The organism is Aquamicrobium aerolatum DSM 21857 (assembly GCF_900113935.1).
GTDB classification, from domain to species: Bacteria; Pseudomonadota; Alphaproteobacteria; order Rhizobiales; family Rhizobiaceae; genus Aerobium; species Aerobium aerolatum.
Genome location: NZ_FORF01000011.1, coordinates 138,550 through 154,138, shown reverse-complemented (window position 1 = coordinate 154,138; position 15,589 = coordinate 138,550). Strand labels below are relative to the sequence as shown.

19 protein-coding genes are annotated in these 15,589 nt (G+C 60.1%); 2 read left to right on the top strand and 17 right to left on the bottom strand.

Annotated elements, in window-relative coordinates:
* From BMZ42_RS11025 to BMZ42_RS11010, 4 genes are all read right to left on the bottom strand, one after another.
* Window positions 1–269, bottom strand: a 269-nt coding sequence (locus BMZ42_RS11025) for a transposase (protein WP_139207906.1), incomplete at its 3' end; no start/stop codon positions are given.
* A gap of 136 nt (window positions 270–405) precedes the next feature.
* Window positions 406–951, bottom strand: a complete 546-nt coding sequence (locus tag BMZ42_RS11020) for a carboxymuconolactone decarboxylase family protein (RefSeq protein WP_091522181.1) — start codon at window positions 949–951, stop codon at window positions 406–408.
* Between the two features lies 1 nt (window position 952).
* On the bottom strand, window positions 953–1,720 hold the full coding sequence (locus tag BMZ42_RS11015) for an alpha/beta fold hydrolase (protein ID WP_091522179.1): 768 nt from the start codon (window positions 1,718–1,720) through the stop codon (window positions 953–955).
* Between the two features lie 2 nt (window positions 1,721–1,722).
* On the bottom strand, window positions 1,723–2,241 hold the full coding sequence (locus tag BMZ42_RS11010) for a flavin reductase family protein (RefSeq protein WP_091522177.1): 519 nt from the start codon (window positions 2,239–2,241) through the stop codon (window positions 1,723–1,725).
* A 116-nt stretch (window positions 2,242–2,357) separates the two neighbouring features.
* Here BMZ42_RS11010 and BMZ42_RS11005 point away from each other — a divergent pair, with 116 nt between their 5' ends.
* A complete protein-coding gene (locus BMZ42_RS11005; RefSeq protein WP_244523233.1) occupies window positions 2,358–3,227 on the top strand; it encodes a LysR family transcriptional regulator in 870 nt (289 codons plus the stop codon).
* An 81-nt stretch (window positions 3,228–3,308) separates the two neighbouring features.
* Here BMZ42_RS11005 and BMZ42_RS11000 read toward each other — a convergent pair whose 3' ends face one another.
* The 9 genes from BMZ42_RS11000 to infC form a co-directional block, all read right to left on the bottom strand.
* On the bottom strand, window positions 3,309–4,406 hold the full coding sequence (locus tag BMZ42_RS11000) for an LLM class flavin-dependent oxidoreductase (protein ID WP_091522173.1): 1,098 nt from the start codon (window positions 4,404–4,406) through the stop codon (window positions 3,309–3,311).
* Between the two features lie 97 nt (window positions 4,407–4,503).
* Window positions 4,504–4,977, bottom strand: coding sequence for a ribonuclease E activity regulator RraA (gene rraA, locus BMZ42_RS10995; protein ID WP_091522170.1), 474 nt, complete (start codon window positions 4,975–4,977; stop codon window positions 4,504–4,506).
* 233 nt (window positions 4,978–5,210) lie between these two features.
* Window positions 5,211–6,218 (bottom strand): Gfo/Idh/MocA family protein, encoded by a 1,008-nt coding sequence (locus tag BMZ42_RS10990; RefSeq protein ID WP_091522167.1) that lies wholly within the window; start codon window positions 6,216–6,218, stop codon window positions 5,211–5,213.
* 107 nt (window positions 6,219–6,325) lie between these two features.
* Window positions 6,326–8,731, bottom strand: a complete 2,406-nt coding sequence (gene pheT, locus BMZ42_RS10985; protein ID WP_091522165.1) for a phenylalanine--tRNA ligase subunit beta — start codon at window positions 8,729–8,731, stop codon at window positions 6,326–6,328.
* Window positions 8,732–8,748: 17 nt separating this feature from the next.
* Window positions 8,749–9,153: a GFA family protein gene (locus BMZ42_RS10980; RefSeq protein ID WP_244523232.1), complete on the bottom strand. Its 405-nt coding sequence runs from the start codon at window positions 9,151–9,153 to the stop codon at window positions 8,749–8,751.
* Window positions 9,150–10,247: a phenylalanine--tRNA ligase subunit alpha gene (gene pheS / locus BMZ42_RS10975; protein ID WP_091522163.1), complete on the bottom strand. Its 1,098-nt coding sequence runs from the start codon at window positions 10,245–10,247 to the stop codon at window positions 9,150–9,152. The genes BMZ42_RS10980 and pheS overlap by 4 nt, the downstream gene beginning before the upstream one ends.
* Before the next feature lie 104 nt (window positions 10,248–10,351).
* Window positions 10,352–10,753, bottom strand: coding sequence for a 50S ribosomal protein L20 (gene rplT / locus BMZ42_RS10970; protein ID WP_091522161.1), 402 nt, complete (start codon window positions 10,751–10,753; stop codon window positions 10,352–10,354).
* Window positions 10,754–10,788: 35 nt separating this feature from the next.
* On the bottom strand, window positions 10,789–10,998 hold the full coding sequence (gene rpmI, locus BMZ42_RS10965) for a 50S ribosomal protein L35 (RefSeq protein WP_091522158.1): 210 nt from the start codon (window positions 10,996–10,998) through the stop codon (window positions 10,789–10,791).
* A gap of 170 nt (window positions 10,999–11,168) precedes the next feature.
* Window positions 11,169–11,708 carry a translation initiation factor IF-3 gene (gene infC, locus BMZ42_RS10960; RefSeq protein WP_091522156.1) on the bottom strand — a complete coding sequence of 180 codons (540 nt, stop codon included), beginning with the start codon at window positions 11,706–11,708 and terminating at the stop codon, window positions 11,169–11,171.
* Window positions 11,709–11,926: 218 nt separating this feature from the next.
* Between infC and BMZ42_RS10955 the strand changes: the two genes are divergently transcribed.
* A complete protein-coding gene (locus tag BMZ42_RS10955; RefSeq protein WP_420492460.1) occupies window positions 11,927–12,709 on the top strand; it encodes an alpha/beta hydrolase in 783 nt (260 codons plus the stop codon).
* Between the two features lie 2 nt (window positions 12,710–12,711).
* Here BMZ42_RS10955 and BMZ42_RS10950 read toward each other — a convergent pair whose 3' ends face one another.
* From BMZ42_RS10950 to BMZ42_RS10935, 4 genes are read right to left on the bottom strand one after another with little or no spacing between them, the layout of a single operon-like run.
* Entirely contained in the window at window positions 12,712–13,125 is a 414-nt protein-coding gene (locus BMZ42_RS10950; RefSeq protein WP_091522150.1) for a RidA family protein, read from the bottom strand.
* Window positions 13,126–13,175: 50 nt separating this feature from the next.
* Window positions 13,176–13,862 (bottom strand): ABC transporter ATP-binding protein, encoded by a 687-nt coding sequence (locus BMZ42_RS10945; protein ID WP_091522147.1) that lies wholly within the window; start codon window positions 13,860–13,862, stop codon window positions 13,176–13,178.
* Complete coding sequence (locus tag BMZ42_RS10940) at window positions 13,859–14,608, bottom strand: ABC transporter ATP-binding protein (RefSeq protein WP_091522144.1); 750 nt, start codon at window positions 14,606–14,608, stop codon at window positions 13,859–13,861. Before BMZ42_RS10940 ends, BMZ42_RS10945 begins: the two co-directional genes overlap by 4 nt.
* A complete protein-coding gene (locus tag BMZ42_RS10935) occupies window positions 14,601–15,581 on the bottom strand; it encodes a branched-chain amino acid ABC transporter permease (protein WP_091522218.1) in 981 nt (326 codons plus the stop codon). Before BMZ42_RS10935 ends, BMZ42_RS10940 begins: the two co-directional genes overlap by 8 nt.
* Window positions 15,582–15,589 lie beyond the last annotated feature (8 nt).

Genomic DNA, 15,589 nt, shown 5'->3' with positions numbered 1-15,589 from the left:
GTCTTGTGCTCTGCAGCTTCAGGCACAGCCAGGCCTTCCATCATCTGGATAAAGATGCCTTTGTCGCCCCAGCGTTTCCAGCGGTTATAAAGCGTCTTCGCCGGGCCATATTCCTTCGGCGCATCGCACCACCTGAGCCCGTTGCGGTTGACGAAGATGATGCCGCTCAGAACGCGTCGATCATCAACGCGCTGGCGACCATGGCTCTTGGGAAAATAGGGCCGAAGACGAGCCATTTGCTCGTCCGTCAGCCAAAACAAATTGCTCATCAGTCAGGCTCCTATACGCCCGTCTGAATCACACCCATTCCTCTAAATCAATGGGTCCTGAGCCTAGCTCAACCTCTTCCCGTCGAAAATATCAAAAAGGAGAATTTGCTCTTTCCATTTTGGCAACAATCCGCGCCTACCAGGGAACCGTGCCAACGGGAGGCTCGACCTGAAACGTATTCAGGATGAAAGCCAGCATCGTGTAATAACCAACCAAAGCCGCGAGATCGAGAATACCGTTCGGCGTGAGCAGTGCCTGCAGCTTCGCAAATGGGTCGGGCTCGAGATCCTGGCCCTGCAATGTCTGCTTTACGTAGAAAAAAACCAGCGCATCATCTTCGTTCTCGAACTCAGGTTCTGCCCCGGCCGCGAGCGCACGCTGCACGTGGTCGCTGATCCCCAGGGAGAGCGCAATGGCTGAATGGGCGTACCATTCATAGCGTGTTTTCCAGTGAACGGAGATAGCCAGAATAGCAAGTTCACGCCACCGTTGCGGGACACTGCACTCGAACCGAACGTATCGCCCGAGTGCTTCAACTGTGCCGGCAAGATCAGGATTGTTGAGAAGCACGGCATGCGGGCCTCGCACACCGTTGGGCCTGCTTCCCGCGATACTGTTGAAAACCTCGAGCTGCCGCCCCTCCAGACCTTCCTTGGATGTGACAAGCGTAATTCGTGCCAATTTACAGTTCCTTGTGAAACGACAGGATCGCCTCGGCGACCTTCAAAGGCTGTTCCAGTGCCGAAATATGCCCCGCACCGCTGATGACTTCGAACCGCGAGCCGGGTGTCAGACGATGCATTTCACGCATGGTTTCAACCGGAGCGCCGACATCCTCAGCGCCTGTCAAAAACATCGCGGGTATGCTCATGCTTGGCAGGCGGGGCGTGCAATTCAGGGCTTTCAGCGCGGCAGCCGAGAAGCAGTAGCCATCAACGCTGGTACGCAGCATCATCTCACGAACCTTCGCAACCTTGGCCGGATCGCCGAGAAACTCACTGGTAAACCAGCGATTGATGGTTGCATCAGCGATCGCTGCAACGCCGTTAGCGCGCACTTTGGCGATCCTGTCATCCCACGAGTTGCGATATGCCTCAGGCGCATCCCCCCTCGCATTGCAGACAATAAGGCTGGAAATGCGATCACTGCCACTGAGTGCGAGCGTCATGCCCACCATGCCACCCATCGAAAGACCAGCAAATGCCGCGCTTTCAATTTGCAAGATATCCAGGAGGCGGATCACGTCTTGAGCGAGATCCTCCAGGGTAAACCCAACCGCACCCGCCGGCGTGCGCCCATGACCGCGGGAATCGTAGCGGATGATCCGGAAATATTCGCCGAGATGACCAGCAGCGTCAGCCCACATCTGGCAATCGGTCGCCAGACCGTGTGCAAGAACAAGCGCCGGGCCGCTTGGGTTGCCCTCAGTGATATAGTTGAGCTCAGTCATTTCTAGGCTGATTCCCTTCGGTGATGCGTCAGCGAGCCCTGATGGAAAAGTAGCGGGTCGCCGGCGGCAACTTGTCCTTGCGTCACTCTGCCAACGACAATGTCGTGGTCGCCGGCAGGATGAACGGCATGAACTTCGCAGATGAGATGTACGAGACTGTTTGGCAGCAAGGGCAACGCATCGCGTTCCTCAACCTCCTCCAGTCCCTCGAAGCGGGGCGCATGTTCACCAGCGAAGCGCTTGCACAAATCTTCCTGGTCCGCCGACAGAATGTTCACGGCAAAACGCCCCGTCCGCTTCAGGGCTTCGCCAGTTGAACTTCCCTTTTTGGGGCAAACGAGCAGCAGGCTAGGCGTCAGCGACACAGAAGTCAGTGAGTTGACTGTCATGCCATAGCGTGTGCCGTTCTCGGCTGCAGTGAGGACAGCCACCCCGGTCGGGAAGTTGCTCATCGCTTTCCGGAATTCTGCCTGGCAGATCCCGTCGTGATCATAATCAACAGCTACGGCAGGGCGGCTCATGTCGTCTCCTTTAAGATCTGACACGAGTTTATCGGAAAGCTTGCATTGCTATGAAGTCTGAAATACGAAATTGCTTCTTTCTAAAATTTCCGAAATGATCAGCAATGAACAAATTCATGGCGATATCGGTCTTCGTGCGGGTGGCAGAGCACGGTGGTTTCACGGCGGCAGCTGAAACGCTCGATCTTTCAGTTTCTGCCGTCACAAAAACAATATCGCGACTGGAAGATGAGCTGGGTGTCCAGTTGTTCAATCGAACAACCAGGCGCATCAACATTACCGATTACGGTCAGAAATTTTATGAACGCTGCATCCGTATTCTCGCCGAGCTGGAAGATGCAGAAGCTGCACTGCAAACTGGAATAGCTGCTCCGAAAGGACGCATCCGCGTTGTCCTGCCATTTTCGTTCGGTCGCGTTACCGTCATACCTCAGCTGCCTCGTTTCCTTGAGGCTCATCCCGAGATCGAGGTAGACGTTCATTTCAGCGACGCAGCGGTCGATATGATTGCGGAGGGTTTCGATATCGCGGTGAGGACGGGCGAGATCAGCGATTCCCGCCTCAACACCCGCGTGCTGACGCGCGGCAGTCAGGTCACGGTCGCATCGCCAGCCTATCTGGAGCGACACGGATGGCCGCAAACCCCAGATGACCTGTCGCATCACAATTGCATTGTCGGCAGATTTGGACCCGAATGGTCTTTCCTGCATCCGGACAAGCGCCGCTTCGTCGTCCGGGTTTCAGGCAACTGCACCATCAATAGCGGTGACGCGCTGCGCGAGGCCGCAGTCTCGGGTCTTGGGATCGTTCAGGGAACATGGTGGCTGATGCGGAAAGACCTGGAACAAGGTTCCGTGGTCTCGTTGCTGGATGATTGGGCCGACCAGGGAATGTCGGTCTCGATACTTTATTCCGCCAATCGTCACGTCCCACAGAAGGTGAGGGCGTTTCTCGATTTTCTGATTGAAATCACGAAGTTGCCCTGACAAACGGACAACAACAACGCCAGAACACATTGAGTGTGATCTGGCGTTGCAAGAGAGACGAACTCAGCCTGAAGCAAACGCTTAGGCAGAAATCGCGGCGTTCACGCGCGGCATCACCTCTTCAGCCATCAGCTGCATCGAACGCTTGGCAAGGTCTGCATCCGCCCAGTCCAATCCGGCATAGACGATCTCGCCGAAATCGCCGACTTCTTCACGCAGCGCAAGGATCTGATCAACGACCGAGTTCACGGTGCCGTGGATCATCAGATTGTCCATCATGTAGTCGTATGTCACCGACTCGTCTGACTGTTCACGCTCGCTCTTGAACACAAAGAGGCGCTGGCTACGGATAAGCTTCTTGCGGATCTGTTCGTAGTAGAAGCGATAGGGGCTGTTTGCGTCGTCGCGACCGTAGCTGCGTGCAGTGTTTTCATCATCGGCGACAAAGATCGTGCGCGCCACGCGCCAATCGGCGGTATCTGCCTTCTGCCCGACCGACTCCTTGCCTTCCACGTAGTTCGGCCAATGGGTCTTGACCCATTTTGGCAGGAGGAAGTTGGCGGACAATGGATGAAAATCGCGTTTGCCCATGGCAATGACACCCTTGGAGTAAGGCGCCAGCACAGTTCCGACGATTTCGGGACGAGGCTGCTGAAGGGGCTTTGGCAACTGACCAACACCGAGTTCCATCGCGGCGGTTCGTGCCGTTGAAACCTTGTAGCGGTTGTCGGGGAAGTCGATGTCGTAGGGCGCATCGCGTTCCCAGATAGCCAGGATGACGTCGATGGCTTCTTCGAACATCTTGTTGCGGTCTTCATCCAAGATACCAAGAGCCTCGGCGTCCGTGGTGAGAGCCCCCGGGCTGATACCCAATATCAGCCTTCCATTCGACATGTGATCCAGCATTGCTGCATGGGCAGCGATGAGGACAGGGTGAGACTGCGACAGGTTGGACGTGCCTGTCGCCAGCTTGATGGATTTGGTGTCCGAGACGAGCGACGCCAGAAACAGCATGCTGCTGGTGATGTTCTCGTGCACATCTGACAGGTGTTCGCCGATGAAAGCGTCGTGAAAGCCCAATTGGTCCGCCAGGATGACCGCTTCGCGGTCTTCGCGAAGCGTGTCGACCCACGCGCGTTCTGCCGGGTGCATCGGCATCGTAAAATATCCAAGCTTCATACAAGTCTCCCTGAAATTGGTGAGGCTAGATATGACGCCTGGCGAGCTCAATGGAATGTCTGATATCGGAAAAGAACTATTGCCCTATTTTCCGAAATCAGGTCATCGAACGCTCAGAAACAAGGATCCCGTCGTTGTCGCTGTAGAGGAAATGGCCCGGCTGGAACAAGACGCCACCGAAAGCGACCGGCTGGTTGACCGTTCCCTTGGCTGTCTTCGAAGATTTTGCTGGATTAGTGCCGAGCACTTTCACATGAAAATCCATCTCGTCCAGCAGATCGGCATCACGGGCAGCGCCATTGATGATCACGCCGCTCCAGCCATTGGCGGCACCAAGTCCGGCGATCACGTCACCAATCAAGGCGCATCGCAGTGAAGCCTGTCCATCGACGACCAAGACCTGATTATTCCCTGGCTTGGTAAGCATCTGCTTTATCAGTGCGTTGTCCTCAAAACAGGACACTGTGGCGATCCTGCCGGAAATTCTTGCACGCTTCCCCAGCCTGCGGAACTGCAGCGCGCAAGACGGAAGGCTCTCATCTTCATCGATCAAATCGGCCGTCGTGAACAAAACGCATCCCTCTCCATTGTGGTGCCCAATCGACCTGAACGAGCTTTTCGAACTGGTCACCGCTCGCTGGCCCCGTGATGTCTAGTACGTCACAGATGTTGGATCAGAAAGCAGCTTGCCTCCCTTGTCAGGTAGCCATGCGGGTTGCAAGCGTGCCATCGGCCTTTGGCCCCGACCGCACCCGTCTTGCCCGACCGAAACGCAAGTTTCCGGCAAACAGGGAATCGCGAAACTCAATTTGTCACGCCAGCCTCAACAGCTTCCCAGCCGCCATCCTTGTCCCCTGCCCGATACACTGCATCGATCAGCTTCTGGTTGCGCACCGAATCCTCGAGCGTGAACACGGTGGTTGCCTCACCTCGCGCGGCACGGGCAAAGGCTTCGACCTGAAACCGATATTGATGGGCGGCGGGAAATCGGAAAACTTGCGCCTGCGTGTGGCTGCGGTCGTGAACACGCACAATAGGATCGCCATAGACGCCGGCATTGAACGGCGCTTCGACCTCGATAAAGCCTTCGTTGCCGTGAAACACCATCACCTGGCGCGCCGCCAACTGGGTCGCGACATAGAACGATAGCTCGAACGTGCCGAAATCGGCGCGCACGCTGGCGAAACGATCCGTACCGAAATTCGGGTCGCGCTCGACGCTCGCCTGCACCCGCAGCGGCTCCCTATCGGTGACAAACCGCGTCACCACCGTCGGATAGACGCCGATATCGGGCAACGCGCCGCCGCCCAGTTCGGGCTGATTGCGCATATTCTCCGGATCGACATTGTAATAGGAAAACGCGCCCTGCACCTGACGCAACTGACCGATCGCGCCCGCCTGCACCAGATCGCGCACCTTGCGCCATTGCGGGTGATAGGTCACCATGAAGGCTTCCGACACCAGCACCTTGTTGCGGTCGCGCGCGGCAATCACCGCGGCAATGTCTGACGCCTTCAGTGCCAGCGGCTTTTCCACCAGCACATGCTTGCCGGCATCCGCCACTCTGATTGCCCATTCGACATGCTGCGATGTCGGCAGCGGAATGTAGACCGCGTCGACCGCATCCGACGCCAGCAACTCCTCGTAGGTGCCGAACGCATGCGGCGCGCCGCATTGCTGGGCCAGAGCCTGCGCTCGGGCGAGGTCGCGACTGGCAACCGCCGACAGCACACCATTGCTGGACGTCAGGATCGCCGGAATGACATGCACCTGCGCGATCTTTGCCGTCGACAACACACCCCAGCGAAACATCTGCGTCTCCTCGCAAGGCCAATCCGCTCAGACGGTACGACCAGCTCCGTCAAAAGAAAAGGGCGCCGCTTCGGCGACGCCCTTCCTCAAATCGCAAAGTGCTGAACTCAACCGCGCAACACACCGCCGGTCTGCTTCGCGACGTTGTCGACAATCTTCCTGGCCAGGGTCTCGAAATCCTCGTCAGTCAGCGTGCGTTCCAACGGCTGGATCGCCACTTCGATGGCGACCGACTTCTTGTCCGCGCCAACAGAAGCGCCTTCGAAGATGTCGAACACGCGCACATCGGTGATCAGCTTCTTGTCGACCGACCCGGCAGCGCGGGTCAGCGATGCAACCTCGACCGCCTTGTCGACGACGAAGGCGAAGTCGCGGCGCACCGCCTGGAATGGCGACAGTTCCAGCTTCGGCTTGGTGCGCGTCGGCTTGGCCTTGGCTTCCGGGATCGCGTCGATGAACACTTCAAAGCCGCACAGCGGGCCCGACACGTCGAGCGCTTCCAGCGTCTTCGGATGGAACTCGCCGAACGTGCCGAGCACGACTTTCGGCCCGAGCTTGATCGTGCCCGAGCGGCCCGGATGATACCAGGCCGGCCCGCCGGCCTCGATCTGCAGGCGCTCGACCGGCGCACCGGCAGCCTCAAGCGCGGCCAGCGCATCGGCCTTGACGTCGTAGACATTCACTGAAGCCGCATTGCCGGCCCAGTGGCGGCCCTGCCCGTCAAGCTTCGCCGTGCCACGACGCACGCCGCCAGCAACGCGGCGCTGCTTATCCGGCGTGTCGCCTTCATAGGTGCCCGACACTTCGAACAGCGCCACATCGGCAAAGCCGCGGTCGGCATTGCGTTGCGCCGCCGAAATCAGCCCCGGCAACAGCGATGGGCGCATGTCGGACATGTCGGCGGCAATCGGGTTCGACAGTTTCAGCGCTGTCGCGCCACCGCCGAACAATTCGGCGTGCTTGGCCGGAATGAACGACCAGGTGACAGCCTCCATCATGCCGCGCACGGCCAGCGCACGGCGCGCATTGCGGGTGCGGATCTGCAACTGGGTCAGGATGCGGCCATTGACGGCGTCGTGCGAGGTCAGCGGCTGCGGCGCGATGTTGTCGACGCCATGAATACGCATCACTTCTTCGACAATGTCGGCCTTGCCATCGACGTCCGGACGCCATGACGGCACCGTCACCTCGATGACTTCGCCGTCACCCTTCGGCGTGAAGCCGAGACGTGTCAGGATCGCACGGCTTTCATCGGCTGACACCTCAATGCCGGTCAGGCGCTTCACTTCCGCAAACGGGAACGTCACCACCTTGGGCTGATGACCGGCATAGCCAACCACCTGCGCCTCACCCGGCGTGCCGCCGCACAGATCGAGCACCATCTGCGTTGCCAGATCCAGCCCCGGAACCATGAATTCGGGGTCGACGCCACGCTCGAAACGATAGCGCGCATCCGTGATGATGCCGAGCGCACGCCCGGTGCGCGCGACGTTGAGCGGCTCCCACAGCGCCGATTCGATCAGCACGTCGGTGGTGTCCTCATCGCTGCCGGTATGCTCGCCACCCATCACGCCAGCGATGGAATCAGCACCTTCCGCATCGGCGATGGTGCACATCTGCGAATTCAGCGTGTAAGTGCGCCCGTCGAGCGCCACCAGAGTCTCACCGTCATGGGCACGGCGCACGACGATGTCGCCGACCACCTTCTTGGCGTCATAGACGTGCAGCGGGCGGCCACGGTCGAAGGTCAGATAGTTGGTGATGTCGACCAGCGCATTGATCGGGCGCAGGCCGATGGCGATCAGACGCTGCTGCATCCATTTCGGCGACGGGCCGTTCTTGACGCCCTTGACCAGCCGCACCGCAAAACCGGGGCACAGATCGGGTGCCTCGATCGTCACCTTGATCGGGCACGCGCCCTCACCCTTGACCGGCGCGACCGCATCGTTCTTCAGCGTGCCGAGCCCGGCTGCTGCCAGATCGCGCGCAATACCGTGAACGCTGGTGGCGTCCGGGCGGTTCGGCGTCAGGTTGATCTCGATCACCGCGTCATCAAGCTTGGCCCATGTCGCATAGCTGACGCCCACCGGCGCGTCTTCGGGCAATTCGATGATGCCATTGTGCTCGTCCGACAGCTCCAGCTCGCGCTCCGAGCACATCATGCCGTGGCTTTCGACACCACGAATCTTGCCGATCGACAAGGTCACGTCGATGCCGGGGACATAGGTGCCGGGCGCGGCGAAAGCGCCGATCAGGCCAGCACGGGCGTTGGGCGCACCGCACACAACCTGCACCGGATCGCCCGTGCCGGTGTCGACCGACAGCACCCGCAGCCGGTCGGCATCGGGATGCTGCTCTGCGCTCAGCACCTTGGCGATCACGAACGGCTTCAGCACCGCCTTGTCGTCGACGCTTTCGACTTCAAGACCGATCATCGTCAGCTTCTCGACGATCTCGTCGAGCGACGCATCGGTGTCCAAATGATCCTTAAGCCAGGAAAGAGTGAATTTCATGTCTCGGTCCGCTCGCTCTAGCGCTGGGTGGAGAAGCCGTCGTGGCGTGGCAACTCGTCGGCAAGGTGAATAAAGGGCAGCCTTCGTTTGTCGAAGGCGTGGAAGGACGGCGGGTAGCGTTCCGGTTCATCCATGAAACCGAGCGCCAGATAGATCTCGCCGGGCAATTGGTCGTCGCGGTAGCCGATCTGGCTGCCGCAATGCTCGCAGAACGACCGTTCGACGCCGCCGGAGCGAAATGTCTTCGGCGTGCCAAACCAGGTAACGTCACTGTCGTTGAACACGACGAACGCCATCATCGGCGCGCCGGTCTGCTTGCGGCAGTCGCGGCAGTGGCAGTAGAGGCGCAGCATCGGCTGCGCACGCATCTCCGCCGAGATCAGCCCGCAGCGGCAGGCGCCACCATGCGGCGCGTCACTCACTGGCTCAGCCCCCCGAACAGGGTTGGCAGGTCGAGCGGACGGAAGCCGTAATGCTGCAGCCAGCGTACATCGGCGTCGAAGAAGGCGCGCAGATCCGGCATGCCATATTTCAGCATCGCGATCCGGTCGATCCCCATGCCCCAGGCAAAGCCCTGATAGATTTCCGGATCGAGCCCGCCATGGCGCAGCACGTTGGGATGCACCATCCCGCAACCCAGAATCTCAAGCCAGTCATTGCCCTCGCCAAAGCGCACCTCGCCCGGCCGCGAACGGTCGCACTGGATGTCGACTTCCATCGACGGCTCAGTGAACGGGAAGAATGACGGGCGGAACCGCATCTTCACGCTGTCGACTTCGAAAAACGCCTTGCAGAACTCTTCCAGCACCCACTTCATGTTGGCGACATTGGCGCTCTTGTCGATCACCAGTCCCTCAACCTGATGGAACATCGGCGAATGGGTGGCGTCGGAATCCTGCCGATAGGTCTTGCCGGGAATAACAATGCGGATCGGCGGCTGCTGTGCCTCCATCGTACGGATCTGCACCGGCGAGGTGTGGGTGCGCAACAATTTGCGCTCGCCTGCCTCGTTCGGCTCGAAGAAGAACGTGTCGTGCATCTCGCGCGCTGGATGGCCTTCCGGAAAATTCAGCGCGGTGAAATTGTAATGGTCGGTCTCGACATCCGGGCCTTCGGCGATGGCAAAGCCGAGATCGCCGAAAATCGCGGTGATCTCGTCGATCACCTGGCTGATCGGATGGATACGGCCGCGTTCAGCCGGGCTCTGGCGCACCGGCAGCGTCACGTCGAGCTTTTCCGACACCAGGCGCGCCTCGATGGCGGCGTCGCGCAGATCGCTCTTGCGGGCGGCAAGCGCGGTGCCGACACGGTCGCGCAGGCCATTGATCGCCGGGCCCATCACCTGGCGCTCTTCGGCACTCATCGCGCCCAGCGTCTTCAGCTTTTCGGAGATCGAGCCCTTCTTGCCAAGGGCAGCGACCCGTACCGCCTCGATGGCGGCCTCGTCACCTGCCGCGGCAATGTCGGAAAGCAGGGTGGCTTCCAGTGCAGCCAGTTGCGCGTTTTGTTCGCTCATATCGGATTCACTTCACAGACGTTGCCAGGGATCAAAGAAAAACCCGCGCCAGCCTGCCAGCGCGGGTTTCCCAAATCAGATGTCGAAGCTTGGGAAGCGCTGGCTTAGGCGACAGCGCTCTCAAATGCGTTCGGGGTCGTGTCCTTCAGGTACTCGAGAGCAGCCTTCGACTTTTCGACCAGAACAGCAAATGCCTGCGGCTCATGGATCGCCATATCGGACAGAACCTTGCGGTCGATCTCGATGTTCGCCTTGTTCAGACCATCGATGAAGCGAGCGTAGGTCAGGCCGTGCTCGCGCACAGCGGCGTTGATACGCTGGATCCAGAGCGCACGGAAATTGCGCTTGCGATTCTTGCGATCGCGATAAGCATATTGCAGCGACTTCTCGACTGCCTGCTTGGCGATGCGGATGGTGTTCTTGCGGCGGCCGTAGAAGCCCTTAGCTGCGCTCAGAACCTTCTTGTGCTTTGCGTGGGCGGTAACGCCTCTCTTTACGCGTGCCATGTCATGATCTCCTTAAAACTCAGGTTCCAACCGGCTTAGATGCCGCCGCCGTTAGGCAGGTAATTCTTGACGACTTTCCGGGCATCTGGCTCTGCGAGAACCATGGTGCCGCGAGCATCGCGAATGAACTTGTTGGAGCGCTTGATCATGCCGTGGCGCTTGCCGGCAGCAGCGGCTTTCACCTTGCCTGTACCGGTAATCTTGAACCGCTTCTTGGCGGATGACTTGGTCTTCATCTTGGGCATTTTGCTTATCCTTTCTATGCGCCTTCGCGAGAAGGCAATGTCTGCCTCGGGCCGACCAAAGCCCGAAAAGCATAAGAAACCGCCCCGGCATGCCCTGCCGGGCGGCTCTTTAACGCGCGCTGTATAACGGGGACTCCGTCAAAGCGCAACAGCTATGCTGGTTTCGACGCTCACGCGCGTGGCGCGAGCACCATCATCATCTGGCGGCCTTCGAGCTTCGGCTCGGCTTCCACCTTGGCAATCTCGGTTGTCTCTTCGCGCACCCGGTTGAGCAACTTCATGCCGAGTTCCATATGCGCCATTTCGCGGCCACGGAATCGCAAAGTCACCTTTACCTTGTCACCATCGTCGAAGAACCGGCGCGCGGCCTTCATCTTGGTTTCATAGTCGTGGTCGTCGATGTTCGGACGCATCTTGATCTCCTTGATCTCGATGGTCTTCTGACGCTTGCGCGCTTCGGCTGCTTTCTTCTGGCTCTGATATTTCATCTTGCCAAGATCGGTGATCTTGCAGACGGGCGGTTCCGCATGCGGAACGATCTCCACAAGGTCCATTCCGGCTTCTTCCGCCAAAAGCAGCGCGTCATTGATCGAGACGATGCCGCGATTCGTGCCCTCTGCGTCGATGAGCTGAACCTTGGGGACTCGAATCTCCAGATTTGAGCGCGGGCCTTCCTTTACGGGCGCCGTAGCTTTGAATGGTCTGCGAATGGTCGTAAACTCCTCGAATCGTTGATATCGATTGGTTATAGTGTGGGTCGCACACAGATCTGCGCGCGCTCGCCGCGACCGTCAATAGCACAGGACGCTGAAGAAATCACGCGGAACGCGACAAACTCCTGCAATGTGGCAGTTCGGTTTCATTAACCGCTGCACCGCAGCAAAAATGCACACCATTCACTATGTAGGGATGATCGGAAGGACTGTCCATGAATGCCGGGGAACTTGAATATCTGAACGTTGCAGACGATCGCATCGCTGTGCGCCATCGCAATGGAGCAACGCCGGGTGTGATGTGGCTCGGCGGTTACCGTTCCGACATGGGCGGCACCAAGGCCGTTGCGCTCGACACATGGGCCGAAGAAACCGGCCAGGCCTTCACCCGCCACGACTATTCCGGCCATGGCGAGTCCGGCGGAGAATTTCGCGACGGGACGATCTCGCTGTGGCTGGCGCAAAGCCTTGCGGTGCTGCGCCAGCGCACCGTCGGGCCGCAAATTCTCGTCGGCTCATCGATGGGCGGCTGGATTGCGCTGCGCATGATCCAGGAACTGCACAAGGCGGGCGAAGGCGACCATGTCGCCGGCCTGCTGCTGCTGGCCCCCGCACCCGACTTCACCGCCGAACTGATGGAACCCGTGCTGACGCCGGAACAACGCGCCGAATTGATGGAGCGCGGCTTTCTGGAAGAGCACTCCGAATATTCGCCCGAACCCAACATCTACACGCGCGCGCTGTTTGAAGATGGGGAGCAGAACCGGGTGATGACCGGGCTGATCGACACGCACTGCCCGGTCTACATCATGCACGGGATGGAAGATCCGGATGTGCCCTACCAGCATGCGCTGAAGCTGGTCGAGCACCTGCCGGCAGACGATGTCACCGTGTCGCTCATTCGCGATGGCGATCACCGTCTGTCGCGGCCACAGGACATCGCGATGATGATCACCGCGCTGGAAGGCCTGGTCGACCGGGTGGTCGATCCGGACTGACCTTAGTCCGGGATAACGGCGGTGGCTTCGATCTCGACCTTGGCTTCGTCCTCGATCAGATCGGCCACCTGCACCATGGTCATCGCCGGGAAGTGACGTCCCAGCACCGAACGATAGGCATCGCCAATGCCCTTGAGGCTGGCGAGATATTCCTGCTTGTCGGTGACATACCAGGTCAGGCGCACGATGTGCTCGGGGCGTCCGCCCGCTTCGTGCAGCACCGCGACGATATTCGCCAGCGCCTGGCGCGTCTGTTCGCCAAAGTCGCTGGTTTCAAACACCTGATCGCCATTCCAGCCGATCTGGCCGCCAACCCAGACGGTGCGGCCTTGCGCCAGCATGCCGTTGGCATAGCCGGACGCCTTCTTCCAGTTCGCCGGGTGCAGCACTTCGTGCGGGGTTCTTTGTTCGCTCATGGGATAGATCCTCTTCACTGGCGGCGCATGGCCCGCCTTGACGGACGGCGTCAGACGCCGAGAAAACGATCCTGCAATTCGGGAGTCAGGTCGGTCGGGTTGCCTGTCCACACGGTGGTGCCTTTTTCGAGCACGAAACACCGGTCGGCACAGGGCAAGAGTTCGGCCAGCGTCTTGTCGACGATCAGGATCGACTGGCCTTCCTGCTTCAAGGTCCGGATTACCGCCCAGATATCGTGGCGGATCACCGGGGCCAGCCCTTCGGTTGCTTCATCAAGGATGAGCAGGCTGGGATTTGTCATCAAGGCGCGGCCGATCGCCAGCATCTGCTGCTCGCCGCCCGACAGCGAGCGCGCCAGCTGATCGCGCCGTTCTTCAAGGCGCGGAAACAGCCGGTGTATTTCCGCCAGCGTCCAGCGACCGGGCCGGGCCGCGGCGACCAGATTTTCGAATACGGTCAGATTGGGAAAGCAGCGCCGCCCTTCCGGCACCAGCCCCAGACCGAGCCGCGCAATCACATGCGGCTTGAGTGTCTGGATCGTCTTTCCAGCAAAGCGGATCTCACCCTTGCGCGCCGGCGTCAGCGCCATCACCGAGCCGATGGTGGTGGTCTTGCCCATGCCATTGCGCCCCATCAGCGCCACGACCTCGCCCTCGGCGATGTCGAGATCGACGCCGAACAGCGCCTGGCTGGCACCGTAAAAGGTCTCAAGCCCCCTTATCTGCAGCAGGCTCATTGCGGATCTCCCAGATAGGCGCGGCGCACTTCGGGGTTGTGGCGGATTTCCTCCACCGTGCCCGACGCAATGATGCGGCCATAGACCAGCACCGAAATCCGGTCGGCCAGCGCAAACACCGCATCCATGTCGTGCTCGACCAGCAGGATCGGCGCTTCCTGGCGCAGCGCGTCGAGAAAGCCGGTGAACTGGCGCGAGCCTTCCGGCCCCATTCCCGCCATCGGCTCGTCGAGCAGGAATGCGCGCGAGCCCAGCGCCAGCGCAATGGCGATTTCAAGCTGGCGGCGTTCGCCATGCGACAGTTCCGCTGCCGGAATGTCAGCGCGGTCCTTCAGCCCGACCCGCGCCAGCGCCGCCATTGCCGGCTCGACCAGCGAACGGTCGCGCATCACCGGCTTGAAGAAGCGGAAGCTCGACCCCTGCCGCGACTGCACCGCCAGCATGACATTGCGCAGCGCGGAAAATTCCGACGCCAGCGACGACACCTGGAACGAGCGCCCCAGCCCCAACCGCGCCCGCTCGGCAACGCCAAGCTGGCTGATCGGCCGGCCAAGAAACTCGATCGTGCCGGTATCGGGCGTCAATGTTCCGGCGATCTGGTGGATCAGGGTCGACTTGCCGGCCCCGTTCGGGCCGATCAACGCGTGGATTTCACCCACCCGCAGATCGAGGCTGACATCGTCGGTCGCCTTCAGCGCGCCGAAGCTCTTGCACAGATTACGAAGTTCGAGAATCGTTTCAGCCATGACGCGGCTTCCCTGCAATCAGGCCGATCAGGCCACCGCGTGCAAACAGCACCACGCCCAGGAGGATCAAGCCGAGGAAGAACTGCCAGCGTTCTGTCATGCCGCCGAGCAGGAACTCGAACATCACGAACAACATCGCCCCGGCCACCGGGCCATAGAGACGACCGACGCCACCGAGAATAATCAGCACGATGAATTCGCCCGACATGTGCCAGGACAGCATCGAGGGGCTGACGAAGCGGTTGAGGTCGGCATAAAGCGCCCCGGCCAGCGCCGTGATCATGCCCGAGATCACGAAGGCAACGAGACGGATGCGGAACGGCGTGATCCCGACCGAGGCAACCCGCACTTCGTTTTGCCGCGCCGCCTGCAAGGCCGCACCAAAGCGCGAATCGCGGATCAGTGCCGACACAAGCAGCCCCACCATCAACACGCCATAGCAGACGAGAAAATAGTTGAGCGGCACCATCGTGTTGACGCCGGGAAACTGATTGCGCACCAGGATCGACAGCCCATCCTCGCCGCCATAGGCAGGCCAGGAAATCGCGAAATAATAGGTCATCTGCGCGAAGGCGAGCGTGATCATGATGAAATAGACGCCGGAGGTGCGCAGGCTGATTGCGCCGATCGCCGCAGCCAGCAAGCCGCCCGCCACCAACGCCACCAGCCAGATCACCGGCATCTGATTGGTGCCCGGCACGCTGAACACACCGAAATTCAGCGGCGCGCCGGAGAGAGAGTGGCTGGCAAGGATTCCGGCAACATAGCCGCCGATACCGAAGAACGCGGCATGGCCGAACGAGACGAGGCCGCCAAAGCCGAGCGCGATGTTGAGACCGACAGCGGCAAGGCCGAGGATCGCCATCCGCGTCGCCAGCGTCACGTAAAACGGATTGCCGAACTGGATCGCGGCATAGGGGATTGCCAGCAGCAGCAGCGCCAGCACGATGTTGATGATGGTTTCACGGGAGATCGTCATCG

What these genes read in the sequence shown, in the direction of transcription:
- BMZ42_RS11015 (WP_091522179.1), bottom strand. Translation starts at nt 1,720, where the DNA reads ATGACTGAGCTCAACTATATCACTGAGGGCAACCCAAGCGGCCCGGCG.
- BMZ42_RS11010 (WP_091522177.1), bottom strand. Translation starts at nt 2,241, where the DNA reads ATGAGCCGCCCTGCCGTAGCTGTTGATTATGATCACGACGGGATCTGC.
- BMZ42_RS11005 (WP_244523233.1), top strand. Translation starts at nt 2,358, where the DNA reads ATGGCGATATCGGTCTTCGTGCGGGTGGCAGAGCACGGTGGTTTCACG.
- BMZ42_RS11000 (WP_091522173.1), bottom strand. Translation starts at nt 4,406, where the DNA reads ATGAAGCTTGGATATTTTACGATGCCGATGCACCCGGCAGAACGCGCG.
- BMZ42_RS10990 (WP_091522167.1), bottom strand. Translation starts at nt 6,218, where the DNA reads ATGTTTCGCTGGGGTGTGTTGTCGACGGCAAAGATCGCGCAGGTGCAT.
- pheT (WP_091522165.1), bottom strand. Translation starts at nt 8,731, where the DNA reads ATGAAATTCACTCTTTCCTGGCTTAAGGATCATTTGGACACCGATGCG.
- pheS (WP_091522163.1), bottom strand. Translation starts at nt 10,247, where the DNA reads ATGAGCGAACAAAACGCGCAACTGGCTGCACTGGAAGCCACCCTGCTT.
- rplT (WP_091522161.1), bottom strand. Translation starts at nt 10,753, where the DNA reads ATGGCACGCGTAAAGAGAGGCGTTACCGCCCACGCAAAGCACAAGAAG.
- rpmI (WP_091522158.1), bottom strand. Translation starts at nt 10,998, where the DNA reads ATGCCCAAGATGAAGACCAAGTCATCCGCCAAGAAGCGGTTCAAGATT.
- BMZ42_RS10955 (WP_420492460.1), top strand. Translation starts at nt 11,927, where the DNA reads ATGAATGCCGGGGAACTTGAATATCTGAACGTTGCAGACGATCGCATC.
- BMZ42_RS10950 (WP_091522150.1), bottom strand. Translation starts at nt 13,125, where the DNA reads ATGAGCGAACAAAGAACCCCGCACGAAGTGCTGCACCCGGCGAACTGG.
- BMZ42_RS10945 (WP_091522147.1), bottom strand. Translation starts at nt 13,862, where the DNA reads ATGAGCCTGCTGCAGATAAGGGGGCTTGAGACCTTTTACGGTGCCAGC.
- BMZ42_RS10940 (WP_091522144.1), bottom strand. Translation starts at nt 14,608, where the DNA reads ATGGCTGAAACGATTCTCGAACTTCGTAATCTGTGCAAGAGCTTCGGC.